Raw genomic sequence first — 24,903 nt, forward strand, 5'->3', positions numbered from 1 at the left:
CTGTAATGAATATTGAAGATTTTGCAAACGAAGCCCCATCAAGCGTTCGACTCGGTGACATTACAAAATCGCTACAGCAAATCAAAAATGAAGCTCCGATAGATTGCTTTTTGCGGGAGTTGCGAGCGACCTTACAGTACGGAACTCCGGCGCAAACCGAATCTAATGACTTTATCGGCAGGCTACTCGTGCTATCAATCGTTTCCGCTGCTGAGGGATATTTTCGCTCCATCCTGTCAGATGTAATCGAGATTTGCCCGACCGCCCAGGGGTGCTCTGCAGAAAAGAATGTGCAGCTTGGTGGGGTTTTGTGGCACGGGACGTCCGGATATAGCAGAAGCGTCTTTGAGCATTTCTCCTTTGCATCTGCGAAGGAGCTCAGGAAGGCCTCCAAGGAGTTCATTGGCTTTGACCTGAAAGATGCAAAGTTCGCTACACCTTTGGAGGAGTTTGACCGGGTATGCCATATTAGACACGCAGTCGTACATAATGGGGGCGTCGTTCCGGGAAAGAACGCGCTGCAGCTTCAAATTGCCCGATCAGGCGGGCAGCAAAAGCTCGTAATTGGATATGCGCAGCTTCAGGATATAGCTTCGGTTGTTGCAACGTTAGTGACGACATTTAATCGAGAGCTCTTCTTCGAAATGTGTCGACGCTGGGCAGTAGTATGGCGAGCTCGCACCGACTGGGATCCTACAAGAGAAGACAGGCTATTCAGTATGGTTTGGGCGAACTTCCACAGCAGAGAAGAGTTAGTAAGCAGAAGCGGTCGAACAAATATCACAAGAAAAAAATGCCTTGAGGGCGTTCGAGATGAGTTTGGTCTATGATCTGACTTCAAATGCAGGCGGCACATTTATAATTATGAAGTCTTGAGTGCAGTCCGACTAGGCTTCGGTTTAGTCCAATGTCAGCTTAGGGCTGTGAGTCACCGCCGCTGCGTCTGTCACGAATGACCGGTTTGGGCGGTTCGTGGCAGTATGCCGCCGCGAGCAAATCCTCTTGGAAAGGTTTGCCATCCACCTATAGTAGCCATATTAGAGGACGGAAGCGATGTATGGAAGTTAAGCATCTAGATTCATTGCAATTTGAGATCACTCGTTTTCTAGCCGCCAAAGCAGCGCTTAAGCAGCGAACGACATATCAACAAGTCGGGGAAGCGGTCGGTTGGAACCATCCGAACGGCCGCGGCTTGGGTACCCATCTCGAAGTTATTCTTCACTATCTTGCTGAGAAAAAACTGCCGCCTCTGACGACAGTTCTTGTCAGGAAGGGAGAGCGGTATCCCCATGAAGACGCGATGGAGTACATCCGCAACGTCCTCGGTAACATTGACATCGAGTCTACCCAGCAAGAGGTTTTTGCCTTTGATTGGGCCAGCGTGCCAGAGCTTCAGCCGGACCCGACTAAGCTTCCCGATGGCCGCGAAGTCTGGCTAACTTCGTTTTGGGGGTTTGATCCTTCACAATGGGGGTGCATCGGCTTTGCAGATGAGGCCAAGCGGACCCGTTTCCTTACACAATCACGGCCAGGTTCGCTGGTTGCCATCTATGTAACCAAGGGCAAAGGTCCCGAGGAAATGCGTGGCAAAGTTGTTGGTGTGCTGGAACTTTCTCACGAGATAGGCCATGCCCAGAACTATATCTCGGGTGATCGCTGGCGGAAGAAAGAGCTTGACCCCGCTTCCAAGGGTAAATGGCTACATGCCGTCAAAGCCACTCGCGCTTGGAGTATCGTCCCCGAAGACTGGAAGCGCGTGGAGGATATCTTTCCCGAGGCTTACGGTAGCGCACATCCTGAATTTATCGGCGCGAGCGGCGTCAAAATCGGGGCCGACGAAGCTGAAAAGCTGCTGCAATTAGACGTTCATGAAGTGCATGTCTACGGTAGCACCGAAGTTGCCGATCTGACGATCCAAACCCTTGAGAGCGCGCTCTTACCTAGTCGTGCTGTTCCGCCACCTTCCGCGCCTTATACGGTTGGCGAGACTGATGGGCCGAAATTTCTCTACATTCTTGAGTTGCAGGGGGATATTGCAGCGTATTTGGGATGCCCTGCCTCCGACGTCGAGGAACATTCGATCATCAAAGTCGGCTTCTCGAAAAGTCCGCTTGCGCGCAGGAACCAGATCCAAAGCGCCTATCCCTTTGGCTCGTATGAATGGTCAGTTCTGTTTCCCTCAACGATACCGGATGAAGCGCCTTATACAAATGCTGCGGTCGCTATTGCAGGGGAAGACGCAATGAAGAAGCGTTTGGTAGATGAAAATGCAAGGGCGCTTGGTGGCGAATTCTTCCTAGCGGAAGACTGGCTCGTCCGCAAAGCCTGGGCGGCCGGTAATTATGCCGCTCAGCAGGAGCAAGGTAAGTCTGAAATCAAATCTTAGACCTTATAATTTGGGGCGGGGCTGATCTTTCAACAGCGCAAATTCAGAGATGATCAGTAGGGCAGCCCGCCTATTGTTCTGGCATGTTCGCGCTACGGACTACACGGCGACTGCCACTTGCGGCAGCTTTGGGCTTGCTACGCTGCAGCGGTAGGGGACGAGACCAACGACGGCTTTGGGCTGCATTCGGCCAGTTAAGTTCGACAGCGTACGCTTCCCTCTAGGAAAACCTAAATTATTACATAATGAGCATTACACGCATAGGTTGTGTGTAGCGGGGCACTTTTTAAGAATTGGGTTGCGACAAACGCTCTATCCTGTCGCAAACACAGGAGTTTGGAAGATGGCCCACCGCGAGCTGGATCTACGAGAACGGCGTCTGCTCGAAGACCTTCTACAGGCGAAGATGTCCGTCGCAAACATTGCGGCGAGATTGTCCCGCCATCGCTCGACGATCTACCGCGAGATCCAGCGCAATCGGTTCGAAGACAGCGAGCTGCCCCAGCTCAGCGGCTACTACGGCATGCTGGCCCAGAAACGGGCTGCCGAGCGTCGCCACAGGCGTCGCAAACTGATCCGGATGACGGCCCTGCGCGAGGCCGTCATCGATCGCTTGAAAGCCGGTTGGTCGCCAGAACAGATCGCCGGGCGGCTCCGCTTCGAAGAGCATCGCAGCACCATCTGCCATGAAACGATCTACGCCTTCGTCTACTCGCAGGATGGTCGGAGCCAGGGCCTGGCGCGTCACCTGCCCGAGCGTCGCCGCCAGCGCAAACCCCGTTATGCCCGTCGACCCCGAAGTCTCGTCTTCCCATTGGAACGCGCGATCCAGAACCGGCCGGATCACGTCAACGACCGCAGTGGGTTCGGCGACTGGGAAGGCGATTTGATGATCTTTCGCAAGGAGTTGGGCAAGGCCAACGTCGCCTCGCTGGTGGAGCGCAAGACCCGCTATGCCGTCCTGTTCCGCAACAACGACCGCAGCTCCAAGCACTTGATGAACCGCCTGATCGCCCTGCTGTCGCCCCTGTCCGCACGGCGCTCGATCACTTTCGACCGTGGGCTTGAGTTCAACCGCTGGCGTGATCTGAGAACGGGAATGGGCACCGAGGCGTGGTTTTGCGACCCGCAGGCGCCATGGCAGAAAGGCTCGGTCGAGAACCTGAACAAGCGCGCCCGGCGCTATCTGCCGCGCGATACGGCCATCGCCGCACTGTCGGACCACGCGATGGTCGAGATCAGCGCGCAACTGAACGCCACCCCGAGACGCTGCCTCGGGTACTGGACACCCGCCGAGGCCTTCGCAGAGGAACTCCGCCAACTCGACCGGTCCTGAACCCGTGTCGCAACCAGCATTGAATTCACAAACCCTCAACCGGTCAATATCTTAGGGCCACCCTGTCCAGCCTCAGGGGCGCATTCCAGTGGGCCAGTGAAAATTGCGCTTCAGCGTGAGCCCACACCGGTCCGTCAGACCCCCTCGAGCGCCACGGCGATGCCCTGACCCACACCGATACACATGGTCGAGAGCGACTTCTCGCCCGAATTCAGATCGAGCGCGGCGGTGCCGGTGATCCGTGCACCCGACATGCCCAGCGGATGGCCGAGCGCGATGGCGCCGCCATTGCGGTTCACCCGCGCGTCGTCATCGGCGATGCTGAGATCACGCAGCGTGGCGAGCCCTTGGCTCGCGAAGGCCTCGTTCAGCTCGATCACCGCGAAGTCGCCCGGCGTCAGCCCGAGCCGCGCCATCAGCTTCTTCGAAGCGGGCGCGGGTCCGAAGCCCATGATGCGCGGCGCGACGCCCGCCGTCGCACCGCCGAGGATGCGCGCGATCGGGGTCAGCCCGTGCTTCTTCGCCGCCTCGGCGGAAGCGATAATGAGCGCCGCCGCTCCGTCATTGACGCCCGAGGCGTTGCCCGCCGTCACCGAGCCGCCCTCGCGGAACGGAGCGCGCAGCTTGGCCAGCGCCTCGAGCGAGGTGGCGCGGGGATGCTCGTCGGTGTCGACGATCTTCGGATCGCCCTTGCGCTGCGGGATCTCCACCGGGGTGATCTCCCGCGCCAGCCGCCCCGAGGCGATGGCCTCGGCGGCCTTGACCTGGCTGCGCAGCGCGAAGGCGTCCTGATCCTCGCGCGAAATGGCGAAATCCTCGGCCACGTTCTCGGCGGTCTCGGGCATAGAGTCGACGCCGTATTGCGCCTTCATCAGCGGGTTCACGAAGCGCCAGCCGATGGTCGTGTCGAATATCTCGGCCGAACGCGAGAAGGCGGTTTCGGCCTTGCCCATCACGAAGGGCGCGCGGGACATGCTCTCGACCCCGCCGGCGACGATCAGCTCTGCCTCGCCAGCACGGATAGCGCGCGCGGCGGTGATCACCGCGTCCATGCCCGAGCCGCAGAGCCGGTTCATCGTGGTGCCCGGCACCGTCACCGGCAGACCGGCGAGCAGGGCCGACATGCGCGCGACGTTGCGGTTGTCCTCGCCCGCCTGGTTGGCACAGCCATAGATCACCTCGTCGACGGCTTCCCAATCGACACCCGCATTGCGCGCCATCAGCGCGCGCAGCGGGATCGCCCCCAGATCGTCGGCACGGACCCCGGCCAGAGCGCCGCCATAGCGGCCGATGGGGGTGCGAATGTAGTCACAGATGTAGGCGTCGGTCATGTCAGAGCTCCGGAACGATAAGGTCGGCCACCGGGCCGTCGAGATTGAGCGTCGCGCCGGTCACGGCCTGTAGATCGCCCAGCGAGATCGCGGCGAGCTTCTCGCGCAGCACGAAGCGGCCCCCCTCGATATCCACCACCGCCAGCGAGGTGTAGACCCGCGTGACACAGCCCACGCCGGTCAGCGGCAGCGAACAGCGCTCGACCAGCTTGGGCGCGCCGGTCTTGGTGACGTGGTCGGTGATCACCGCGACGCGCTTGGCGCCATGCACGAGATCCATCGCGCCGCCGACCGCGGGCACGCCGCCCTTGCCGACGCTCCAATTCGCGAGATCGCCGTTCTCGGCCACCTCGAAGGCACCGAGGATGGCCACGTCGAGATGGCCGCCGCGCACCATGGCAAAGCTGTCGGCATGGTGGAAGAACGCCGCGCCGGGATTGAGCGTGACCGCCTTCTTGCCGGCGTTGATCAGGTCCCAGTCCTCCTGCCCCGGCGCCGGCGCGGGGCCGAAATCGAGGATGCCGTTCTCGGTGGTAGATCGCCTTGCGCCCCGCGACCTGGTAGCGCGCCACCATCTCGGGGAAGCCGATGCCGAGATTGACATAAGCGCCGTCCTCGATGTCCTGCGCCCCGCGCCAGGCGATCTGCGCGTTGGACAGCTTGATGTTCGCGATGTCGCTCATGCGTAGACCGCCCCCTCGATGTTGAGATCCTCTTCCTGGCGCGCATCCGGCACCGCGATCACCCGGTCGACGAAGAGCCCCGGGGTCACGACATGCTCGGGATCGATCGCGCCGGGCTCCACGATGCGGGTCGCCTGCACGATCGTGGTGGCGGCAGCCATGCACATCAGCGGGCCGAAATTGCGGCCAGCCTTGCGATAGACGAGGTTGCCGTGCCGATCGGCGGTCTCGGCCTTGACCAGCGCGTAGTCGGCCTTGAGCCAGCGCTCCTGCACGTAGCCGCGCCCCTCGAACTCCGCGGTGGGTTTGCCCGCCGCCAGCTCCGTGCCGAAGGAGGTCGGCGTGTAGAAGGCGGGAATGCCCGCACCGCCCGCGCGGATCCGTTCGGCCAGGGTGCCCTGCGGCACCAGCTCCAGTTCGATCCGGCCAGCGAGATAGGCCTCGGTGAAGGCGCGGGGATCCTTGGACTTCGGAAAGGAGCAGATGATCTTGCGCACCATGCCGGCGTCGATCATCGCGGCGATGCCGATCCGGCCGTTGCCGGCATTGTTGTTGATCACCGTCAGATCGCGCGGGCCGCGATCGATCAGCGCGTGGATCAGTTCGATCGGCGCGCCCGAGCCGCCGAAGCCACCGATCATCACGCTCGCCCCGTCGGGGATGTCGGCCACCGCGGCGGCGGGGCAGTCCCATGTCTTATCCATTCCTCGACCCCCTTGAGACGCCGCACCCGCGCGGCCCTGTGGTCTTCCTCCTACGAGGCTGTTGATCCGAGGGATAAGAGAAGTCGTTCGCATCTCGACATTTGTTCGGACTAAGGCCAATCCTGTGCGCATGCCGAACAAGACCCCCGATATCATCGCCTCATTCGCCAAGGGCCTCAGGGTGATCGAGGCATTCGACGCGGCGCATCCGCGGCTCTCGGTGGCCGAGGCGGCGGCGCGCACCGGCCTCGACCGTGCCACTGCACGGCGTTGTCTGCTGACGCTTGTCGCCGGGGGCTACGCCACCCATGACGGCAAGTATTTCACCCTGATGCCACGGGTGCTGCGGCTCGGCATGTCGGCGCTGGCGACGCTGCCCTTGGCGCAATTGGTGCAGCCTTGGCTCGACCAGCTGTCGGAGCGGGTCGGACAGTCGGCCTCGGTGGCGATCAGCGACGACACTGAGATCGTCTATCTCGCCCGCGCGGCGCAGCGGCGGGTGATGTCGATCGGGCTGATGCCCGGCTCAAGGCTGCCGGCGCATTGCACTTCGCTCGGTCGGGTGCTGCTGGCGGCCCTCCCCGAGGCCGAGGCCCGCGCCCTGATCGAGCGCAGCGACCTCGCGCCGCGAACACCGCTCAGCCTGACCGATCCGGAGGCAATCATGGCGCGGGTGTCGGCAGCACGCGCCGACGGCTACGCGATCATCGACCAGGAGGTCGAGCTGGGCCTGCGCTCGATTGCGGTGCCGCTGATCAATGCGCGCGGGCAGACCCTCGCCGCGCTCAATCTCGGCATGGCCGCGACCCAGGAGCGCGCCGAGACGCTGGCCGAGACCTACCTGCCCGAGATGCGTCGGGTCCAGGCGGGTCTAAAGCGCGTTCTCGCTTGAAGGGCCGATTTGCTCGACCGCGTCGCACAGCGCGGCGGCGGCGGCGAGCGCGCGACCTGTCGCCTGCGCCATCTGCGGCAGCACCATCCATTCGAGCTGCCAGGCAGCGCCCGAGCGTTCCTGTTCGTGGACCAGTGCCTGATGCATCGCCGACAGCTGGGTGGCGTTGTAGCGCGCCAGCGTGACCAGCAGCTCGGCCGCGACCGGGTTCTGCTTGTGCGCCATCGCCGAGGAGCCCCCCGCGCCTGACAGTGTCACCTCGCGAGGGGTCTGCTGGGCCATCAGGCACAGATCCTGCCCCATCTTGCCCAAGCCCCCCGAGATCAGCGACATCAGCCCCGCGAATTCGGCCACGCCGTCGCGTCGGGCGTGCCATTGCGGCGCGGGCGCCAGCCCTAGCGCCGCCGCCACGCGCTCCGCCACGGCCGCGCCCTGCCCGCTCAGATCGGCACGTGTGCCGACCGGCCCACCGAGTTGCAGCCGCGTCACCAGCGGCATGATCCGCTCCAGCCGGTCGAGATGGTCATCGAGCGGCCGCGCCCAGGTCTCGATCCGGTCGGCCACCGAGATTGGCAGCGCCGCCTGCATCCGCGTCCGCCCCATCAGTGCGCGGTCGCCGAAGCGGACGCGCAATGCCTCGAGCGCGGTGCGCAAGATGCCGATCCGGTCGCGGAGCAGCTCGCCGGTGTCGCGCAGCGCGCAGGCCAGCGCGCTGTCGATCACGTCCTGCGAAGTGGCGCCGCGATGCACCGCGCCCGCATCCTCGCCCGCCGCCCGCTTGAGCTGCGCGACCAGCGCCGGGACCGGCAGCCCGTCGCGCGCGGTGCCGTCGCGCATGGCATCCATGTCGATCCGCGCCGCCTCGATCGCCCGCGCCGCGCGCTCGGCCATCGCCGCATCGGCCAGCCCGGCGGCACCCAGGGCGCGAGAATAGGCCGCCTCGAAGGCGATCATCCGCGTCAGATCGGCCTCGGCGCTCCAGATCCGTGCCGCCTGCGGATCGCCGAACAGCCCCGACAGCCAGGGATGGTCGAAGACACCGCTCACCCGACCCGGTCCAGCATCTCGCGGATCATCGCCGCGACCTCGTCGGGCCGCTCGATGCAGGGCAGATGCCCCGCCCCGTCGAGGCAGCGATACTCGGCCCCCGGCACCAGCGCGGCGAGGGCCTCGACCAGTTCGGGCGGGGTCGCGCCGTCGTCGCTGCCCGCGAGGCAGAGCGTCGGCACGTTGATACTACGCGCCGCCTCGGTGAGGTCGGCGTCACGGATCGCCCGGCAGACCGCCGCATAGCCCGAGGCCGGGGTTCGGGTCAGCATCATCCGCCAGCCTGCCAGCATCTCGGGCTGCGCGGCGCGGTAGCCCGGCGAGAGCCAGCGTTCAAGAATGGCCTCGGACATCGCGGCGATGCCCTCGCGCTCGACCGTGTCGATCCGCGCGTTCCAGCTGGCGTTGTCGCCGATCCGATGGCCGGTGTTCGACAGGATCAGCCGCGCCACCAGATCGGGGCGGTCCGCCGCTAGGGCCTGCGCGATCATGCCGCCCACCGACACGCCGCAAACCAGCGCACCCGAGAGCCCGTGCAAATCCATCAGCCCGGCGAGATCGGCAGCATGCCCTGCCATGTCGGTCTCGCCCTCCTCGGACAGCCCGTGGCCGCGCTTGTCCCACAGGAGGATCGGGGTGTCAGGGTCGAGCCCGGCCACCACCGCCTGCCAAATCCGCAGGTCGGTGCCGAGCGAGTTGGCGAACACCACCGGCCGTCCCTGGCCCTCGCGGATCACGTGGTGCAGAACAGTGCCGTTCGGCGCGGCAAAACGCAGCCCACTCATGCCACGCCCTCCGGCATCCGCAGTCCCAGCATCTCGCGCGCCTGCCGCCATGTCGCGACGGGCCGCTCGTATTTTTCGCAGAGATCGACGGCGCGCTTCACCAGCGCCGCGTTCGAGGGCGCGAGCGTGTCACGGTCGAGCCGGACGTTGTCCTCGAGGCCGGTGCGGGTATGCCCGCCCTTGGAGATGGCCCATTCGTTGATCGTGAGCTGCGCCGCGCCGATCCCGGCGGCGCACCACTGCGCGTCGGGCGCGAGCCGCTTCAATGTCTCGATGTAGAAGTCGAAGATCGGCTCGTCGACCGGCATGGCGTTCTTCACCCCCATTACGAACTGCACGTAGAGCGGACCCGCGATCCGCCCATCTTGCGCCATGCGGGTGGCCTGCACGATGTGGCTGAGGTCACAGGCTTCGATCTCGGGCTTGATGCGATGCTTCACCATCTCCGACGCCAGCCAGTCGACCAGATCCGGCGGGTTCTCGTAGACCCGCGTCGGGAAGTTGTTCGAGCCCACCGAGAGCGAGGCCATGTCGGGTGCCAGCGACAGCATGCCGCCGCGCGCCTGCCCGGCGCCCGAGCGGCCGCCGGTCGAGAGCTGCACGATCATGCCGGGGCAATGCCTCTCGATCCCCTCCTTGAGCCGTGCGAAACGCTCGGGGTCCGAAGTCGGTCTGCCCTCGTCGTCGCGCACGTGGCAATGCGCGATGGTCGCACCCGCCTCGAAAGCCTCCTGCGTGCTCTCGACCTGTTCGTCGATGCTGATCGGCACCGCCGGATTGTTCTCCTTGGTCGGCAGGGAGCCGGTGATCGCGACGCAGATGATGCAAGGATCGGACATGCAAGGTTCCTCAGATGTCGAAGAAGATCGTCTCTTCCTCGCCCTGAAGACGGATGTCGAAGCGATAGGTGCCGTCGCCTTCGGGCTGGGCCATCAGCGTGCCGATCCGGTCGCGGTGCTCAATCCGCGACAGGATCGGGTCGGCGGCGTTGGCCTCCTGCTCATCGGCGAAGTAGATCCGGGTCTGCAGCCCGAGATTGATGCCGCGCGCCACGATCCAGACCGAGATGTGCGGCGCCATGAGCCGCCCGTCGCGGAACGGCACCGGGCCGGGCTTCAGAGTCTCGAAGGCGAACTCGCCGCTCTCCATGTCGCCCGCCTGCCGGCCCCAGCCGGTAAAGGCGGGATCGGTGCCGTCCTGCCCGGCATATTTGCCGGAGGTGTCGGCCTGCCAGATCTCGACCATCGCGTCCTTCAATGCCGCGCCGGTGCCGTCATAGACCGTGCCGCGCAGGGTGATCCGTTCGCCCCGAGCGTCGCCCAGGATCATCCGATGGCCGAGGTCTTGCGCGTAAACCCCCTCGATGTCTGCGAAATTCGGCAGCGCGCCGATATGCACATAGGGCCCCGCCGTCTGGCTCGGGCTTTCCTTCAGCCGCTCGATCCGCTGCATTACAGCCCCTCCATGCGGTTCTCGAACAGGGTCTGCCGCCGCCCCCTGAGCACGATGTCGAAGCGATAGACCCGCGCGTCCATCGGGATCGTCGCGGCCATATCTAGGCGGGCAACGAGGCTCTCGATCCCCTCGCGCGAGGGAATGGTGCCGACGATCGGGCAGTGCCAGATCATCGGATCGCCCTCGAAATACATCTGGGTGATCAGCCGTTGGCCCCAGCTCTGCCCGAAGACCGAGAAATGTATATGCGCCGGGCGCCAGTCGTTCGGCCCGTTGGGCCACGGGTATGGGCCGGGCTGGATGGTGCGGAACTCGTAGTTGCCGAATTCGTCGGTGATGCAGCGCCCGCAGCCGCCGAAATCTGGGTCCAGCGGGGCGAGATAGCCCTCCTTCTTGTGGCGGTAGCGCCCGCCGGCATTAGCCTGCCAGACCTCGACCAGCGAATGCGGCACGCCGCGTCCGTCCTCGTCGAGAACGCGCCCCTGCACCACGATCCGCGGCCCGATCGCGCCCTCGGGCGACTTGGCATAGTTGTGGATCAGGTCGGCATCGAGCGACCCGAGCAGGTCGCGGGTGAATACCGGACCGGTCTCCTCGCTCACCGTCGTCGGGAATGAGATCGGCGCGCGCGAAGGCGAGCGCGCCACCGAGGTCTTGTAGGCCGGGGTCAGCGCCGCCGGGTGCCAGGCGCGGTCGCGGGCATAGAGACCGCCGCCGGGGGCGACATGGCCGCCCGGCGTCTGGGTCACGGCCTGTTTCTGCTGGAACGCGCTCATGCCGCCTCCATCTCATCGAAGGTCTTCTTTGCGATGGCGATCGCGTGGTTGGCGCGCGGCACGCCCGCATAGATCGCGACATGCAAGAGCGCCTCGAGCACGTCCTCGCGGCTCGCGCCGGTATTGGCGGTGGCGCGGACATGCATCGCCAGCTCGTGGTCATTGCCCAAGCCCGCCAGCAGCGCGATGGTCAACATCGAGCGCTCGCGGTCGCTGATCGTGTCGCGGCTCCAGACATGGCCCCACGCCGCGTCGGTGATCATCGCCTGGAACGGCGCGTCGAACTCGGTCTTGGCCGCCTCAGCGCGGTCAACATGTGCATCGCCCAGCACCCGGCGGCGCGTTGCCATGCCCTTCTCTCTCATCTCGGTCATCGCGTTCCTCCCTATCTAGTATGGCAGGTCGATATACTTCTCGACCTGTGTGATGAGGGCGATCCAGTAGGCATAACAGCGCCGCGACGGCGACGATCCTTCTATGAAAAGTCTATATTGAAGCGCTTATGCCTGCTCCCCACTTACTTACTTCGGTATCTAAGTTAGACATGGATGAAAAGTTAATTTTTCATGGTCTTCCTAAATAGAAAGCATGGCGACGGCGATGTTGCGCAAATCAGCCTCGAGCATGACTGTTCCCTTTACCGCATTTCTTCAGCGGACGCCCTCGATCTCGGCCCTGCCGAGGGCCGAGCAGCGGTTCATGATGGCGATGCGGATCTGGATTTCGGCGGTTTGGTGGTCCGGGTCTCGTGACATGATCCTCTCGCCGCAAAGCTTCAGGCAGTTCATCACAGCCTCGACCCGACTTCGGACGTGATAGCCGGTCCACTTCTTCCAGAGAGTTCGCTCTAGATGCCGGGTCGCCCGCAGGATCGCGTTTCGCGCGGTAGCAGCGGGACAGTCATCTTTTCAGGCACGGCCATTACGGCAGATCGGTATGCCCGCGTCGGCGCCTCGGTCGATGATCGAGCCATGGCATCGTCGTGTATCGTAAGCGCCGTCTGCGGTGACCGTACCGATCGTCTCCTCCGGCGGGATCTGCGTCAGCAGGTCCGGCAGCAGAGGGCTATCGCCTTGACGGATCGAGGTTAAACTCGAACGCGCGCACATCCCCGGTGCCCGCGTTCATGGCAATGTGGACCTTACGCCATTGCCTCCGACGTGACGGGCCATGCTTGCGGGGCTGCCATTCGCCATCCCCACGAAACTTGATGCCGGTGCCGTCTGCAAGCAGGTTCAAGGGCTGTCTCATCTGGGCTGGGGCACGGTTTCTTGAGACAGTTCGTAGCGCTATTTCTCTGGATCAGGGGAGTACGATATGGACGACAAGAAGACGGCAACATCAGGCGCAACGGGGGCCACAGCCTCGTCGGCGCGCGCCCCCGACGCTGGCGACGAGGGGGCCGTGGCCGGCGGTACGAGGCGCTTCTCTGCGAAGCGCAAGCTGATGGCAGTTCAACGGCTGATGCGTGGCGAGAGCCTTGAGGCGGTGTCGCGTGATCTGAACGTTCCGGTCCACCGGCTGTCGGAATGGCGCGATCGGGTTCTCATGGCGTCGGAGAGCGCCCTGAAGGAGCGCGAGAGGGATGACCGCGACGAGGAGATCGCGCGGCTCCATGCCAAGGTGGGCGAGATCACCATGGCCAACGAGTTGTTGTCCGCGAAGATCGGCAAGCTGGAGAGCGGACGCCCTTTGGTCCGGCGGAGGTCGAAGAGATGAGCCGGGCGCATTCGATCTCCACACGGCGGCGCTACGGAATGGCGCGGGTCAGTGACGTCTGGAAGGTTCCTCAGGCCACCGTGTACCGGCATCGCGTCTCGAGCAGCGCCGCCAACGCAACGCAGCCACCCTGTCGCCGTGGACCCACAGGGGCGGCGCCCGATTGCGTGCTTCTGGAGAAGATCCGCGCCGTCATCGCCTCATCCCCCTTCTCCGGGGAGGGCTACCGGAAGATCTGGGCGCGGCTGCGGATACTGGGCATCCGCACCGCTGCGCGCCGTGTACGACGGATCATGAGGGAGAACGACCTTCTGGCCCCGCACCGTCCGGTCCAGCGGGACGCCCGCGCTCATGACGGGGCGATCGTGACCGAGAGGGTCGACCAGGTGTGGGGCACGGACATGATGTCAACGGCGGAGCAAAAACCGGCCACGTGGCGGCGCAATACCAGGCCAGTGACAGGGCGGGAGGCGCCATGACGCGCCCGCTTGCCCCGTAGCTGGGGCGTGGCAAGACAGACGCTGCTGATGCCGAGGCGATTTGCGAGGCAGTGACGCGGCCGACCATGCGCTTCGTTGCTGTGAAGAGCCGAGAGCAGCAGGGCGTGCTGATGCTTCACAAGACGCGCGACCTGCTGGTCCGGCAGAGAACGGCACTGATCAACGCGCTGCGTGCGCATCTGGCTGAGTTCGGGATCGTCACCGCCACCGGGCCTGGTGGCGTGAAGGCGCTGACCAAGCTTCTCCACGACGCGCGGGATGAGCTACCGGCTCACGCGCGCACCGCCCTGTCTTCGCTGGTTGCGCAGCTCGACAAGCTTGCCGCTGAGATCGAACGACTGGAAGCCGAGATCATGATCTGGCATCGGTCAGACGACACCAGTCGGCGCCTCGCGACCATTCCCGGCATCGGTCCCATCACGGCCTCCGCCATCGCCGCGTCTGTCCCCCACCCGACCCAGTTCAGGTCTGGCAGGTAATTCGCGGCCTGGGTCGGCCTGACACCAAGGTCGAACAGTTCGGGCGGCAAGGAGCGCCTGGGCGGTATCACCAAGCAAGGCGCCGGATATCTCCGACGTCTTCTCGTCGTTGGCGCAACCGCTGTCGTGCGCATGGTGCGGCGAGATCCACGCCACCAGCCATGGCTTGCCAGCCTGCTCGAGCGAAAGACCGTGCGTGTCGCGACAGTGGGCCTCGCGAACAAGACGGCACGGATTGCGTGGGCGGTCATGACACGGAAGGAGACCTACGCGGCCTGAACGGCATTCCCAGCGCCGGTCCACGAGGCGCCGGGATGGTGGAAGGGGCTGAGTGGTGAGGACGAACCGGTCAGACCGGGGATCGGCCAAACCCGGGGGAGCAGAGCGCTGTTAGCGCGTTGACCTGGTTAGGGACCCGATCTGCGGACTTCATCAGGGCCAGCAGGCATGTCGACCTGCGCGAACAGGCCGAACCCATGGATGCACCCGGCTGGCGCGCATCGCTTTTGAAGTCCCTTGCACCGCAGTGGCCGTCCACACATGTCCGGTGAAACGGGGCAAGACCAGGGGGCGGTTACAGCATCAAGGTCCATGGCGACCCATGTCTCATTGTCAATCAGCAGGTTCGACGGCCCCTTCGACCCAAGCTGGGGGATGTTCGACCAGGGTTCTTCCGGCGCCGGTTAAGCGCGTTAAAATCCGGCGCTGTTCGGTGGGTACCCACCGGCACAGTAGGCTTTCGATACAGTCTGTCGCCTGCCGGAGCGCCAAGCCGAACGAAAGCTTCTTGGTAAGGCGGCCGTAGTTTACGGCTTTGTCGAATTGAGGGAGGCGGCGGCATCCAGATCATGTTCGGATCGAACCAGATCTTCAGAAGGCCCTGCTGCTTGAGGGCTTCGTTGCAGGTCGGCCAAGTCCTAGTCTTGTAGCTCGGTGGAACGGGGCTGTTCATGCGCCCGGACTGCCACGCTGGATACACAAGCTGAATCCCATCTCGGCCTTCGCAAGACAAAGCCGTCCGCCGTCGCTCTTGCAGCCACTGTCATCTCCCTGCTCTCGAACTCAACGAGTTTCGAACCTGAAGTCTTTGTTTGACATATATTAGAGGTCTAACTTATAGTCTCAGTGCGGCGACAGCGTCTGACGAATATCCACGGAACCGGAAGAAATTTCACTGTCCTGTGCAATCTGGACACAGGAACTCATAAACATCTTTCGCATGCCAGCGGGTTTCCTTGCAGGGTTCGTCTTTTTCGGGGCTAGACAACCTATGCACAAACTTGAGGGTGTAGCTACGCGACATCCATATACCACTTTGTCCAGATGCGGCCGCGAGGATCGAACCCTGCATTAACCGATTCCTCCATTCGTTTAGAAGTACAAGCCCCATCACAATACAGAGATCCGGCAAAATGATCAAAACCGCATATGTGCCAAACGTTATTCTAGAGCCTGTAGTTCGAAACGCCATCATGGAAGACTTGGGAGCTGGCGGTGACTTGACAACTCGTTCCGTCCTTCCGGAGGCGACACGATACAAGGCCCGCTTGCGAGCGCGTCAGGATGCCGTTGTTTCTGGAATGCAATTGGCATCCCTTACCTTTCGACTCGTCGATCCCAGCCTTACCGTGGAAACAGTGGTCCCGGATGGCACTACGTGCAGGGCGGGAGATACCCTCATGCGAGTTGAGGGTTCAGCGTCATCCATTCTCGCCGCAGAACGTGTTGCGTTGAATTTTTCGGGACGTCTATCGGGTACGGCGACGCTTACATCGTCCTATGTCCAAGCACTTTCGGGAACGAAAACACGCATCACTTGCACACGCAAAACCACACCTGGTCTGAAACTGGTAGAGAAGCTCGCTGTTCTTCATGGGGGGGGATATAATCACAGGTTTTCGTTGTCTGACGCTATCCTGATCAAGGACAACCATATCGCAGCTGCCGGCGGAATCAAACAAGTACTACAGGCTGCCCATCAAAACACTGGACATATGGTTAGGATCGAGATCGAGATCGATAATCTAGCGCAATTGGATGAAGTGATTGAAGTTGGCGGAGCCGACGTTGTCATGTTCGACAACATGTCGACACAGGATATGTCAGAGGCGGTCAAGCGCATTGGCGGGCGCATGAAAACTGAAGCTAGCGGCAATGTTCGCCTCGACCGCTTGCAAGAAATTGCCGCCACTGGAGTTGACTACATTTCATCCGGTGCACTGACGCATTCGGCGGGAACAGTTGATTTAGGTCTGGATTTTTAGGCGCATTGCCCATCAGAGAAACGTTAAGACTTTCGCCCCTGAAAGTTGAACAGCAGGGGGCAGCGCCTAAAACGATAATTTCCTATTAAAGGAGGCTAGGCGGATTTCATGCCCCAGATGTTGGTCACCAGGGCGTGCCCATATGCATGAATGCTGAGCCAAGTGGCTTCCGCCGTCAAAGCGGAGGTCAATACCATATCATAGACAGGACCCAACTGGTGAGCCCCAACCCATGCGGAAGATCCGAATTATTATCTAGGAGGTCTCTATTGCGCGCCCCGGCATTGACAGAAAGAGCGGCTCTTCCGCTTGGTACCGCCCGCTGAAGAAGGGGCGATAGTCTGAGCCGTGCTTGGTGAAGGCAGGCACGATGTGCACACTATCTTCGCGGCTATGGCGGTGAGCGCCTTGCGACACCGATCCGGGCTGGACCGATCGGCCTCGACATAGCCGCCGGATGCTGTTGTCGCGTTGCCTGATGGCGATCTGACCGGCTATCCAGAAGGTTCGGCACAGGTATGCGGTGCCAAACTTAGGAAGTTTGGTTCGACCTCGAAAGGTGCCAGATTGATGGGTGAATAGGTCTAGGCCGCAGAACTTAGGGGAACTGGCGATGATGTTGAAAGCGGCGCGGATTGCCGACCTCGGGCAGCATGGTCAGCGCGTTGATTGGGCCGATGCCGGGAGTGGTCGTGGGCCTTCGCCGGGCGTCACTGCCCGGACAGCCACTCGACGGCCTACGTTGTGAACCGTCTGCGCCTTCCGCAAGAATACCGACAGACTCAACCGGATCCATGCCCCTTTATATTCCTCGTTCCCTAAGCTTCAGGGATTCAGACTGAAAGAGTTACATGGACGAACAAGCATTCAAGGACCGTGGCTTCGGCCAGACCATTGGTTTTGGCCGCCACTCGGCGCTGGTGGTGATCGATGTCATCAAGGGTTTCACCAATCCCGAACTGCCGCTGGGAGCCGACCTGTCAACGCAGATTGTAGCAATCAACGCGCTGATCGCTGATTTCGCGCACCGCCGCGAGCCGGTCTTCTTCACTATCGTACGTTACGACGAACCGGATCTGTCGGATGCTGGTATCTGGACGCTGAAACAGAGCGGGCTGAAGACGCTGGCGGCTTCCGGTGACGGAGCCGAGCTGGACCCCCGCCTGAACTTCGCTCCCGGGTCGCATACGTTGGTGAAGAAATACGCCTCGTCCTTCTTCGGCACCGACCTGGCGAGCAGGCTGGTAACGGAGGGTATTGATACGCTGGTCATCACTGGCTGCACAACCTCAGGCTGCGTGCGCGCGACGGCAGTGGATGCGTTGCAGCACGGCTTCCGCCCGATTGTGGTGCGTGAGGCAGTTGGCGACCGCAGTCAGGCCGCGCATGAACAGAGCATTCTGGACCTACAGGCTAAGTATGCTGACGTGATTCCCCTCAACGCGGCGTTGACACGTGAAGCGCCCGAGCCCTGTAAGCTCGTCTCCAGCCCGGTCAGAAGCTCGACCGGGTCGCAGGCATCCTGATGCCCCGCGCAGCCGCGGCGTTCTCATCCGCCTCGAGATTGGTGATGATGGCAAGAAGGCCCTTACGCAGCACCTGCACCTCGTCCTCCTTCAGCCCTTGGAGCGAGATCAGGTTCACCTCCTGCGCCATTGGCTCCAGCCGGTCACGCAATTCCCAGCCCCTGGGCGTCAGGAATATCTGCAGGGTCCGCTTGTTGCCGTCCATCTTCTCGCGCGTGATAACTCCCTGTTTTTCCAGCTTGGTTAGCGCGGTATGGGCCGTAGGCTCGGTCAAATGCGCCCTCTGGCTCAGCTCGCGCTGCGACAGCCCGTCATTGTACCAGAGGATCCGCAGAAAGATCCACTGACCGAAGGTGACGCCCTCTGCCTGTAACCGCATCTGCAGCGAGCGGTTGAAAGCTTTGGCGGCAAGACGAACGAGGCGTGCAAGGCGCTCTTCGGTTAGCTTGGGATCGAATTCTTCATGAAATTGCGGCGCAGGCTCATCCATATTGCATGGTCTCGGTCGGCTAGAAAGGAATGGCCCGCCAACGGCACGGTGCCGATGGCGGGCAACTCCTTAATGCGGTTCTTCGGTTAAGGGCGCAAGGGGCGGATACCTTCGCATGCCCGCCGTTCAGTCGTCCTGTTCGGCAGTCATCCCCTCGACCATTTCCTTGACGTAGCCGCGTAGGATGCGGGCATCGATTACTACGGCCTGGCCCGCGCGTACCATCGACACGGCCCTTTCTAGCGCCGCTTCGAAGTCGGCTACTGTTCCGACCGGGCCGATGCCTTCGGCGCCTTGGGCCCGGGCGAGGGCGGCGATGTCGATGTCTGGCTCGTCGATGGCTTGGCCGATGTGCTTGTTCTCGATCGGGCGATCTCGATCACGGGCGACGCGCTCTTGGTGAATCTCGTCGTTGAAGAACGAGCGGTTGTTTGCCACCACAATCAGCATTGGCACGTGCTGATGTGTCGCGGTCCAGAGCGCGGTGGCGCCCATTATGAAATCACCGTCGCCCAGCACCGCCACTGGCATGCGGCCAGTGCCCTTTAAAGCCAGCGCCGCGCCGACCACCATGCCGGGACCCGAGCTGATCCCTGCGCCGCCATCGTAGCCGAGGTAATCGAGCGGTCCGGTGAAGTCGCAATGCCGCCCGTCCCAGCCCAGCGGCAGGCGCACCAGCGTGTGCTCGTCCTCGGCCAGTCCCGCGCGCAGCACATGGGAGAGTGCGTCGAGCGACAGCACCTCGTCCGGATCCTGACCGTGCGCCGTCGGCGCGGTACGGGGCATCGCGGTTGCGGGCTCGAGGTCCAGCCGCTCGCAAAGCGCGGCCACCAGCGCGTCGGGCTCGGTCAGAATGGTGAGATCACTCGCCACCACATCCTGATGATCCATTGACCAGCCGTTGGTCAGCATCGGTTCCAGAGTTGCGTTAACCACCTTGGCCTCGGCCCGCATCGGCATCGCCTGCGCCAGAGTGCCAGCCGGGTCCACCCAGTCGAGGCAAAGCACGAGGTCGGCGGCCTTCAGCGCTTCGATCGAGTCGGTCGAGGGGAAAAAGCCCGGCGCGCCCACGTGCAGATTGTGACGCGTGGGGAAGGCCGCACCGGTCTTGATATCTGTGATCACGCGGGCGTTGAAATGCTCGGCCAGCGCCATGCGCCGCGCCCAGTCCTCGGCATCGCGCGAGACGCGGCCCATCAGGATCACCGGCGCCTTTGCTTCAGCCAGCATCCGCGTGAGAGCCGCGACCTGGCCTGCGCTGGCGGCGGGCGCTTCGGGAGCCGCGTGGCGGGCGGGGTCAGGTAGCGCCGGCATGGCGTCGACAGCAGTTTCCTGAACTGTTACGTCAAAGCAGACATAGGTGGGTGCCATTGGCGCGGAGGTGGTGATGGTCATCGCCCGCATCATCGAGGACAGCGAGGCAGACAGCGAGGCGGGCTGGTCGTCCCATTTGACATAGGGCCGCACTATCGCCGCTTGGTCGCGCGAGGTGTGCAGCCAGTCGATCCAGGGCCGACGCTTGGCCGCATCCACCGGGCCGGTGGCACCGAAGATCAGCATCGGCACGCGGTCACACCAAGCGTTGTAGATAGCCATCGCCGCGTGCATCAGGCCGACGTTGGCATGCAGCACTACCGCCATTGGACGGCCAGTGACTTTGGCCCAACCATGCGCGATTGAGACCGCGTGTTCCTCGTGCAGGCACAGCAGCATGTGCGGATCTTTGTTGCCCAAGTAATTGACAATGCTGTCATGCAGGCCGCGAAAGCTGGAACCGGGGTTGAGTGCGACATAGGGCATGTCTAGTTGGCGCAGCATCTCGGCCATCGCATCGCTGCCGTAGAGCGTCTTCACCTCACACGGCATGGGGTGGTCGGTTTCTCTGATCATGTTGTCTCCCGTTTCGAAATTCTTGTTCATTGTCAGACGCGTACCAGCGCCAAAATGATCACCCCAGCCATAGCCATGAGCGAGGCCAGTGCGAAAACCCGACCAGGACGCTCTTCAGTGTGCAGGACCCATGCTGCCAGCCAGGCGGCAAGAAACATCTCGATCGTGCCGATGATGGCCACGGCGGTGACAGTAGTGAAGCTGAGCGCCACGAATTGGGCGGTTTGGCCCAGTGAAATGGAGGCGGCGGCGATGAGCTGCCAGCCGGTGGGCCGGCGGAACAGCTCGGTCAGGTGGCGGCGGTAGGCGGCGCTGAACAGGCCCGCCAGCGCGAACCAGGCAAAGGCCGCCGCCGCGCCGATGAAGGCGCCGATCAGCGGATCGGGCAGCCAGCGCATGGCGAACTTGCGCGCGACATGAGAGCCGCCGTAGCTGGCCGCAGACATCAGCGCCAGCACTTGCCCAGTGTTACGCCCGCCCGCGGCACGCAGCGTCTCGACGTCATTCGTGGCGATCTCGCGTCGGTTGGTCAGCACCACCAGCGCCACAGCGGCGAAGACCAACACGAAGGCCAATGCGTTGGGGCCTGTAAGGCTCTCGCCTAGGAACAGGATGGCGAGGGCGGTGGCGAAGACCGGAATCAACCGGCGGATCAGACCGGTTTCGATGGCGCCTGCCAGTTCGATAGAGCGGAAGAAGAAAATCCGCCCCAACACCGTTGCCAGCACCCCCGCCAGGACGAAGATGGCCACGCCGGTCCAGAAGCCGGTGTCAATGAGCGGCAGCATTGGCCCCATGATCAGCCACAACCCGCCCGAGAACCCCGCCGTCAGCACGATGGATAGCAGGACGGCATTCCCCCTCCCCCCCTTTTCGCGCGCGTTCTTGGCCGCAGCGACGGAACCGAAGGCATAGCAGAAGGCGGCTAGAATGGCGAAGATCTCGCCGATCAAGGGGATCATGGGGACCTAAAGGGTCAGGCCGAGGCCTGTAATTCCTGCAAAAGGCGGGCCGAGGTCATCACTTCGCGCAGCGGCAGGCTGTTCTGCATAGCGTCCAGCTCTACCGAATAGCTCAGCCCCTGCCCGTCCCAGAACCACCAATACACGATCTCGCCCTGCTTATCGCGGATCGGCATGCGGAAAGTGGGAAACTTCCGCTCATCCTCGGGCAGCGCCACGCGATCTGCTTTCTCATGCGCCAGCCCTAGTCGGTCCAGCGCCTGCTCCAGTGGAATCATCGCGATCAGGCCTGGCGCCTGCGCAACATGCGCAGCAAGATCGGCCGGGCGGCTGTCCTGCAGCCCTCGAAACAGGCGCACGACCGGCGGGTAGCTGTCGTGTTCATGGGTGAGTTGAGCATAGGCCAAGCCCTTCTCCATACGGATCTCGACGATGTCGCCGGGTTGATAGCGGGTCATCTGGCGTCCTTTCCTCACAGACTGTAGGCTTCGAGGGTCGAAGGGTGGAACAGTTCGTCCACCTGCACGCGGCGCGGCGAGAGGCCCTGCGCAGAATGGTAGTCCAGAAACTTGTCCAGCACATGCGCATTGGCGCGCACGCCATAGCTCCAGGGATCGGGCCCCATCAGCACACGAGCGCGGTTCAGGGTGTCCTCGACGAAAGGCATAGTGACCTTGGTAGCTGAAGTATCGTTAAGCGCTTCCTCGGCCAGCCTCTTCGCCTCGGAGAACGCCTTGAGTAGCGCTGCAGGGAGGAAGGGGTATTCCTCGACCAGACTGCGGCGCACGCCGAGGACGTGCATCACCGGGAAGATGCGGGTTTGGCGAAAATAATCTTCGGCCGCGCCGATGCTGTCACGGAACAAGCGGCCGACATGAGGATGCCCCTCGGCAAAGCAGCGCGGCCAGCGCGGACCAATGAAGCCGTCGATTTCGCCTGCCGCCAGCATCCCGTTGAGCGTCGCGCCCTCGGGGGCAGACTCAATGCTGATGTCATCAGGCAAGGTCAGGGCGATTTTTTCAGGGCGGCCCGGCGTATCCATTCCGCCGCGCACCCAAGTTATGTCCGAGGGCTTGACGCCGAAATGCTCTTCTAGGATGCCGCGAACCCAGACATTGGCGGAAAGCTGGTACTCGGCGATGCCAATACGTTTGCCCTTCAGGTCCTCAGGGCGATCGATGCCGCAATCGGTGCGGACATAGACCGAAGTATGGCGGAACGCGCGGCTCAGGAATACCGGAAGTGCCACGTAATGTGGGTTCCCGCGCGCAACAGAGATCGAATAGGACGACAAAGAAAGTTCTGAGACGTCGAAAGCCTCATGCCGGAAAGCGCGGAAGAACATCTCTTCTGGCGACAGCAGCATTGGCACAGGATCGACACCGTCAATCTTGACACGCCCGTCGACGATAGCCCGCGTGCGGTCATAATTCCCCATGGCAAGGGAAAGTTTCAGATCGGACACGTGTTCCTCCTTTACGTGATGCCACATTGGCGCTGCAGTTCCACCGACTGACCCGTGGCCGCCGATTCTAGGATAGCGTGACAAATTTCGAGGCTGGCACGGCCCCATGCGCCAGTCTGGACCGGAGCACGATCCTCGCGCACGGCGCCGAGCAGCGCGTCGATGACAGGTCCGCGCGGGGCGGGTCCGAAGGGCACCTCGATGAAACGACGCTCGGTATCGCCGAACACGTCTAACCCGCCCGGCCTCAGTCGCAGGTCAGCACGATCGCACAACACGATCACCGGGCCGAAATGCTCGTTGTTCTCGGCTTCGATCAGCTCTGCTCCGCTGCCATAAGTGCGGGTCTGCTTGAGTGCAGCTTCGGCTTGCGGGTCGAGGCCCTCAAGGGCGCGGCGGGCCTTACCATAGGCAGCTAGATCCTTGCGCTGTCCCAGCTCGCTCACGCCATCCATCCAGAAGTCGCTGTCAAAATGCGCATAGCCCGAGTAGGTGAGGCTGGCGAAAGCGCCTGATGCGAAGGAGATCAGAGCGCTGAATGCCCCCTCGGTCGGCCGCGCAGGATCCCAAGCTCCGGTCATCGCAGTGACGCGGGTGGCCATGCCGCCGGCAAGCCTGCGCACGACATCGATCTGATGGATCGCCTGGCTGAATAGGATGCCACCCCCCTCTTCGGTGCGCAGCTCCTCGGGACGCCGGGGGCGGTAGAGAAAATCAGTATAGTTAAAGGCTTGGACCATGCGCAGCGCGCCCACTTCGCCGCTCTCCATCAGGCGGGCGGCAGCCTCGACTGGTGGGTCGAAACTATGGCTCGGACCAACGATCAGATGCTTGCCCGAGGCTTCGGCCGCCGCAACCATACGGTCGGCATCGGTCATCGAGATGGCGATGGGCTTGTCGACCAGCACATGCTTACCCGCTTTTAGGGCGGTGCACACGTGATCAGCATGCATCTGGTGGGGCGTAGCTATATAGACCGCTTCGACTTCGGGATCGGCGCAGAGCGGCGCGATGTCATCATAGCTCCGCCCCCCGAATTCCGTTTCGAAAGCCGCGCGGCTTTCCGCCCGCGGCGCGGCGGCGGCAACGAGTCTCACGCGCGGATCGGCGTTAAAGGTGGGGATCATCAACATGAAGCCGCGCCCTAGTCCGACAACGCCCAACCCCACGGGCTTCCGGGCGGGATCAGAGATCAAGGACCAGCCTCCCGCCCGAACAGGCACGCGAGACGCAGATCATGATCTTGTCGGCCTTTTCCTCTTCCATCAGCACCATGTCGCGATGATCTGCCTCACCCTCGATCAGGCGGGTCTTACAGGTGCCGCATGTGCCGCTCTCGCAGGAGCTGACGGTCTGCAGCCCGGCGTCGCGCATCGCTTCAAGGATCGAGCGGTCGGCCGGCACGATCAGCGTGGTGCCGCTCTTGCTCAACTCGACCTCGAAGGGCTCATCATCGGCGCGCACCACCTCGACCGGCTTGAAATCCTCGAAGTTGACGCGGCCTTCCGGCCAGTGACCCGAGATCGCTTCGATCTCTTCCATTAGCGGTTTGGGGCCACAGCAATAGACGTTCAGATTCTGCGGTTCGGCAAAATGGTCCCAGAAATCATAGATCTTTTCGGGATCACCTTTGTCGTGGTGGGCCATAACCCGGTCGCCGAAGGCGGTGGTCAGATCTTCCAGATAGGCCGCGTCTTCCGCGCTGCGGCTCACATAGATGATGTTGAAATCTTTGCCTTCACGCTCGAGATGTGAGGCCATGGCATAGATTGGGGTGATCCCGATGCCACCCGCGATCAGCAGGTAGCGCGGCGCATCCGCGATGGGAAAATCGTTCTCGGGCGCCTCGATGTTCAGTTCGAAGCCCTCGATCGCCTCGTCATGCATCGAGGCCGAGCCGCCGCGACTCGCCGGCTCCCGCTTGACGGCGATCTTATAGTGATCCGGCGCCGTCCCGTCATTGACCAGCGAATAACGCCGCATCGCACCCGAGGGGGTCTCAACCGTAATATGCGCTCCAGGGGTGAAATCGGGCAGCGCGCCCTCGCCCCCCGCGCCCTCGACGGGAGCCAGTGTGAATTCGGTGATATGCGGGGTCAGCGTGCGTCTCGCGGCGACGCGCATCCTGATGAAGTCCATTTCGCCCCTCCCAAAAAGCATGTATCGGCCCTTGCTCATTTAGATAGCTAAGTATATATTGTCAAGCATTCGAG

At 62.7% G+C, this 24,903-nt stretch carries 23 protein-coding genes and 5 pseudogenes; 9 read left to right on the forward strand and 19 right to left on the reverse strand.

What is annotated here, in order from left to right; genetic code table 11:
• The first annotated feature begins 5 nt into the window (after positions 1–5).
• The 3 genes from ACRAQ3_RS20900 to ACRAQ3_RS20910 all read left to right on the forward strand — a co-directional run bounded on the left by ACRAQ3_RS20900 (position 6) and on the right by ACRAQ3_RS20910 (position 3,722).
• On the forward strand, positions 6–830 hold the full coding sequence (locus ACRAQ3_RS20900; RefSeq protein ID WP_322338239.1) for a hypothetical protein: 825 nt from the start codon (positions 6–8) through the stop codon (positions 828–830).
• Between the two features lie 227 nt (positions 831–1,057).
• Positions 1,058–2,386 carry a hypothetical protein gene (locus ACRAQ3_RS20905; protein WP_322338238.1) on the forward strand — a complete coding sequence of 443 codons (1,329 nt, stop codon included), beginning with the start codon at positions 1,058–1,060 and terminating at the stop codon, positions 2,384–2,386.
• Positions 2,387–2,729: 343 nt separating this feature from the next.
• The gene (locus ACRAQ3_RS20910) at positions 2,730–3,722 is read left to right on the forward strand and encodes an IS30 family transposase (RefSeq protein WP_322338237.1); all 993 of its coding nucleotides are present in this window, start codon (positions 2,730–2,732) and stop codon (positions 3,720–3,722) included.
• 134 nt (positions 3,723–3,856) lie between these two features.
• On the opposite strand, the gene pcaF is transcribed toward ACRAQ3_RS20910, so the two are convergent.
• The 3 genes and pseudogenes from pcaF to ACRAQ3_RS20925 form a co-directional block, all read right to left on the reverse strand.
• The gene (gene pcaF, locus ACRAQ3_RS20915; protein ID WP_322338236.1) at positions 3,857–5,053 is read right to left on the reverse strand and encodes a 3-oxoadipyl-CoA thiolase; all 1,197 of its coding nucleotides are present in this window, start codon (positions 5,051–5,053) and stop codon (positions 3,857–3,859) included.
• A gap of 1 nt (position 5,054) precedes the next feature.
• Positions 5,055–5,736 (reverse strand): annotated as a pseudogene (locus ACRAQ3_RS20920) (3-oxoacid CoA-transferase subunit B).
• Positions 5,733–6,440, reverse strand: coding sequence for a 3-oxoacid CoA-transferase subunit A (locus tag ACRAQ3_RS20925; RefSeq protein ID WP_432257170.1), 708 nt, complete (start codon positions 6,438–6,440; stop codon positions 5,733–5,735). The pseudogene ACRAQ3_RS20920 and the gene ACRAQ3_RS20925 overlap by 4 nt, the downstream one beginning before the upstream one ends.
• A gap of 130 nt (positions 6,441–6,570) precedes the next feature.
• Here ACRAQ3_RS20925 and ACRAQ3_RS20930 point away from each other — a divergent pair, with 130 nt between their 5' ends.
• Positions 6,571–7,332 carry an IclR family transcriptional regulator domain-containing protein gene (locus ACRAQ3_RS20930; RefSeq protein ID WP_322338234.1) on the forward strand — a complete coding sequence of 254 codons (762 nt, stop codon included), beginning with the start codon at positions 6,571–6,573 and terminating at the stop codon, positions 7,330–7,332.
• On the opposite strand, the gene ACRAQ3_RS20935 is transcribed toward ACRAQ3_RS20930, so the two are convergent.
• The 7 genes and pseudogenes from ACRAQ3_RS20935 to ACRAQ3_RS20965 form a co-directional block, all read right to left on the reverse strand.
• A complete protein-coding gene (locus tag ACRAQ3_RS20935; protein WP_322338233.1) occupies positions 7,312–8,379 on the reverse strand; it encodes a 3-carboxy-cis,cis-muconate cycloisomerase in 1,068 nt (355 codons plus the stop codon). The genes ACRAQ3_RS20930 and ACRAQ3_RS20935 overlap by 21 nt on opposite strands.
• Positions 8,376–9,164 carry a 3-oxoadipate enol-lactonase gene (pcaD, locus tag ACRAQ3_RS20940; protein WP_322338232.1) on the reverse strand — a complete coding sequence of 263 codons (789 nt, stop codon included), beginning with the start codon at positions 9,162–9,164 and terminating at the stop codon, positions 8,376–8,378. The genes ACRAQ3_RS20935 and pcaD overlap by 4 nt, the downstream gene beginning before the upstream one ends.
• Positions 9,161–10,003: a 3-keto-5-aminohexanoate cleavage protein gene (locus ACRAQ3_RS20945; protein WP_432257171.1), complete on the reverse strand. Its 843-nt coding sequence runs from the start codon at positions 10,001–10,003 to the stop codon at positions 9,161–9,163. The genes pcaD and ACRAQ3_RS20945 overlap by 4 nt, the downstream gene beginning before the upstream one ends.
• 10 nt (positions 10,004–10,013) lie before the next feature.
• Positions 10,014–10,616, reverse strand: a complete 603-nt coding sequence (gene pcaG, locus ACRAQ3_RS20950; protein ID WP_322338230.1) for a protocatechuate 3,4-dioxygenase subunit alpha — start codon at positions 10,614–10,616, stop codon at positions 10,014–10,016.
• Positions 10,616–11,395: a protocatechuate 3,4-dioxygenase subunit beta gene (gene pcaH, locus ACRAQ3_RS20955; protein ID WP_322338229.1), complete on the reverse strand. Its 780-nt coding sequence runs from the start codon at positions 11,393–11,395 to the stop codon at positions 10,616–10,618. The genes pcaG and pcaH overlap by 1 nt, the downstream gene beginning before the upstream one ends.
• Positions 11,392–11,769, reverse strand: a complete 378-nt coding sequence (gene pcaC / locus ACRAQ3_RS20960; protein ID WP_322338228.1) for a 4-carboxymuconolactone decarboxylase — start codon at positions 11,767–11,769, stop codon at positions 11,392–11,394. The genes pcaH and pcaC overlap by 4 nt, the downstream gene beginning before the upstream one ends.
• A 276-nt stretch (positions 11,770–12,045) precedes the next feature.
• A pseudogene (locus ACRAQ3_RS20965) lies at positions 12,046–12,637 on the reverse strand (IS5 family transposase); the annotation flags it as partial.
• 75 nt (positions 12,638–12,712) lie between these two features.
• On the opposite strand from ACRAQ3_RS20965, the gene ACRAQ3_RS20970 reads away from it, so the two are divergent.
• From ACRAQ3_RS20970 to ACRAQ3_RS20980, 3 genes and pseudogenes are all read left to right on the forward strand, one after another.
• On the forward strand, positions 12,713–13,114 hold the full coding sequence (locus tag ACRAQ3_RS20970; RefSeq protein ID WP_322338227.1) for a transposase: 402 nt from the start codon (positions 12,713–12,715) through the stop codon (positions 13,112–13,114).
• Positions 13,111–13,593 carry an IS3 family transposase gene (locus ACRAQ3_RS20975; RefSeq protein ID WP_322338226.1) on the forward strand — a complete coding sequence of 161 codons (483 nt, stop codon included), beginning with the start codon at positions 13,111–13,113 and terminating at the stop codon, positions 13,591–13,593. The genes ACRAQ3_RS20970 and ACRAQ3_RS20975 overlap by 4 nt, the downstream gene beginning before the upstream one ends.
• 26 nt (positions 13,594–13,619) lie before the next feature.
• A pseudogene (locus tag ACRAQ3_RS20980) lies at positions 13,620–14,372 on the forward strand (IS110 family transposase); the annotation flags it as partial.
• A gap of 561 nt (positions 14,373–14,933) precedes the next feature.
• On the opposite strand, the pseudogene ACRAQ3_RS20985 reads toward ACRAQ3_RS20980, so the two are convergent.
• Positions 14,934–15,045, reverse strand: a pseudogene (locus tag ACRAQ3_RS20985) (IS5/IS1182 family transposase); the annotation flags it as partial.
• 460 nt (positions 15,046–15,505) lie between these two features.
• Here ACRAQ3_RS20985 and nadC point away from each other — a divergent pair.
• Positions 15,506–16,357 carry a carboxylating nicotinate-nucleotide diphosphorylase gene (gene nadC / locus ACRAQ3_RS20990; RefSeq protein WP_322338225.1) on the forward strand — a complete coding sequence of 284 codons (852 nt, stop codon included), beginning with the start codon at positions 15,506–15,508 and terminating at the stop codon, positions 16,355–16,357.
• Positions 16,358–16,646: 289 nt separating this feature from the next.
• Here the strand turns inward: nadC and ACRAQ3_RS20995 are convergent.
• Positions 16,647–17,042: pseudogene (locus tag ACRAQ3_RS20995) on the reverse strand (transposase); the annotation flags it as partial.
• Between the two features lie 166 nt (positions 17,043–17,208).
• On the opposite strand from ACRAQ3_RS20995, the gene ACRAQ3_RS21000 reads away from it, so the two are divergent.
• A complete protein-coding gene (locus ACRAQ3_RS21000; RefSeq protein WP_322338223.1) occupies positions 17,209–17,883 on the forward strand; it encodes an isochorismatase family protein in 675 nt (224 codons plus the stop codon).
• Here ACRAQ3_RS21000 and ACRAQ3_RS21005 read toward each other — a convergent pair.
• The 7 genes from ACRAQ3_RS21005 to ACRAQ3_RS21035 form a co-directional block, all read right to left on the reverse strand.
• Positions 17,852–18,373, reverse strand: coding sequence for a MarR family winged helix-turn-helix transcriptional regulator (locus tag ACRAQ3_RS21005; RefSeq protein WP_432257172.1), 522 nt, complete (start codon positions 18,371–18,373; stop codon positions 17,852–17,854). The two genes, ACRAQ3_RS21000 and ACRAQ3_RS21005, sit on opposite strands and share 32 nt — an antisense overlap.
• Before the next feature lie 126 nt (positions 18,374–18,499).
• Complete coding sequence (locus ACRAQ3_RS21010; RefSeq protein WP_322338221.1) at positions 18,500–20,293, reverse strand: thiamine pyrophosphate-binding protein; 1,794 nt, start codon at positions 20,291–20,293, stop codon at positions 18,500–18,502.
• A gap of 2 nt (positions 20,294–20,295) precedes the next feature.
• Positions 20,296–21,225, reverse strand: coding sequence for a DMT family transporter (locus ACRAQ3_RS21015; RefSeq protein ID WP_322338220.1), 930 nt, complete (start codon positions 21,223–21,225; stop codon positions 20,296–20,298).
• A gap of 14 nt (positions 21,226–21,239) precedes the next feature.
• Complete coding sequence (locus tag ACRAQ3_RS21020; protein ID WP_322338219.1) at positions 21,240–21,683, reverse strand: hypothetical protein; 444 nt, start codon at positions 21,681–21,683, stop codon at positions 21,240–21,242.
• Between the two features lie 14 nt (positions 21,684–21,697).
• The gene (locus ACRAQ3_RS21025; RefSeq protein WP_322338218.1) at positions 21,698–22,690 is read right to left on the reverse strand and encodes an ABC transporter substrate-binding protein; all 993 of its coding nucleotides are present in this window, start codon (positions 22,688–22,690) and stop codon (positions 21,698–21,700) included.
• Between the two features lie 11 nt (positions 22,691–22,701).
• On the reverse strand, positions 22,702–23,883 hold the full coding sequence (locus ACRAQ3_RS21030; RefSeq protein WP_432257183.1) for a Gfo/Idh/MocA family protein: 1,182 nt from the start codon (positions 23,881–23,883) through the stop codon (positions 22,702–22,704).
• Positions 23,876–24,814, reverse strand: coding sequence for a PDR/VanB family oxidoreductase (locus tag ACRAQ3_RS21035; RefSeq protein ID WP_432257173.1), 939 nt, complete (start codon positions 24,812–24,814; stop codon positions 23,876–23,878). Before ACRAQ3_RS21035 ends, ACRAQ3_RS21030 begins: the two co-directional genes overlap by 8 nt.
• Positions 24,815–24,903 lie beyond the last annotated feature (89 nt).

Source organism: Limimaricola sp. AA108-03 (assembly GCF_050847355.1).
Classification (GTDB): domain Bacteria; phylum Pseudomonadota; class Alphaproteobacteria; order Rhodobacterales; family Rhodobacteraceae; genus Limimaricola.

Excerpts from the sequence above, each read along its gene's own strand:
- ACRAQ3_RS21010 (WP_322338221.1), bottom strand. The coding sequence starts at position 20,293 with ATGAACAAGAATTTCGAAACGGGAGACAACATGATCAGAGAAACCGAC.
- nadC (WP_322338225.1), top strand. The coding sequence starts at position 15,506 with ATGATCAAAACCGCATATGTGCCAAACGTTATTCTAGAGCCTGTAGTT.
- ACRAQ3_RS20900 (WP_322338239.1), top strand. The coding sequence starts at position 6 with ATGAATATTGAAGATTTTGCAAACGAAGCCCCATCAAGCGTTCGACTC.
- ACRAQ3_RS20925 (WP_432257170.1), bottom strand. The coding sequence starts at position 6,440 with ATGGATAAGACATGGGACTGCCCCGCCGCCGCGGTGGCCGACATCCCC.
- pcaF (WP_322338236.1), bottom strand. The coding sequence starts at position 5,053 with ATGACCGACGCCTACATCTGTGACTACATTCGCACCCCCATCGGCCGC.
- pcaC (WP_322338228.1), bottom strand. The coding sequence starts at position 11,769 with ATGACCGAGATGAGAGAGAAGGGCATGGCAACGCGCCGCCGGGTGCTG.
- pcaH (WP_322338229.1), bottom strand. The coding sequence starts at position 11,395 with ATGAGCGCGTTCCAGCAGAAACAGGCCGTGACCCAGACGCCGGGCGGC.
- ACRAQ3_RS20945 (WP_432257171.1), bottom strand. The coding sequence starts at position 10,003 with ATGTCCGATCCTTGCATCATCTGCGTCGCGATCACCGGCTCCCTGCCG.
- ACRAQ3_RS20975 (WP_322338226.1), top strand. The coding sequence starts at position 13,111 with ATGAGCCGGGCGCATTCGATCTCCACACGGCGGCGCTACGGAATGGCG.
- ACRAQ3_RS21015 (WP_322338220.1), bottom strand. The coding sequence starts at position 21,225 with ATGATCCCCTTGATCGGCGAGATCTTCGCCATTCTAGCCGCCTTCTGC.
- ACRAQ3_RS20930 (WP_322338234.1), top strand. The coding sequence starts at position 6,571 with ATGCCGAACAAGACCCCCGATATCATCGCCTCATTCGCCAAGGGCCTC.
- ACRAQ3_RS20910 (WP_322338237.1), top strand. The coding sequence starts at position 2,730 with ATGGCCCACCGCGAGCTGGATCTACGAGAACGGCGTCTGCTCGAAGAC.
- ACRAQ3_RS20905 (WP_322338238.1), top strand. The coding sequence starts at position 1,058 with ATGGAAGTTAAGCATCTAGATTCATTGCAATTTGAGATCACTCGTTTT.
- ACRAQ3_RS20970 (WP_322338227.1), top strand. The coding sequence starts at position 12,713 with ATGGACGACAAGAAGACGGCAACATCAGGCGCAACGGGGGCCACAGCC.
- ACRAQ3_RS21035 (WP_432257173.1), bottom strand. The coding sequence starts at position 24,814 with ATGCGCGTCGCCGCGAGACGCACGCTGACCCCGCATATCACCGAATTC.
- pcaG (WP_322338230.1), bottom strand. The coding sequence starts at position 10,616 with ATGCAGCGGATCGAGCGGCTGAAGGAAAGCCCGAGCCAGACGGCGGGG.
- ACRAQ3_RS21005 (WP_432257172.1), bottom strand. The coding sequence starts at position 18,373 with ATGGATGAGCCTGCGCCGCAATTTCATGAAGAATTCGATCCCAAGCTA.
- ACRAQ3_RS21020 (WP_322338219.1), bottom strand. The coding sequence starts at position 21,683 with ATGACCCGCTATCAACCCGGCGACATCGTCGAGATCCGTATGGAGAAG.
- ACRAQ3_RS21000 (WP_322338223.1), top strand. The coding sequence starts at position 17,209 with ATGGACGAACAAGCATTCAAGGACCGTGGCTTCGGCCAGACCATTGGT.
- pcaD (WP_322338232.1), bottom strand. The coding sequence starts at position 9,164 with ATGAGTGGGCTGCGTTTTGCCGCGCCGAACGGCACTGTTCTGCACCAC.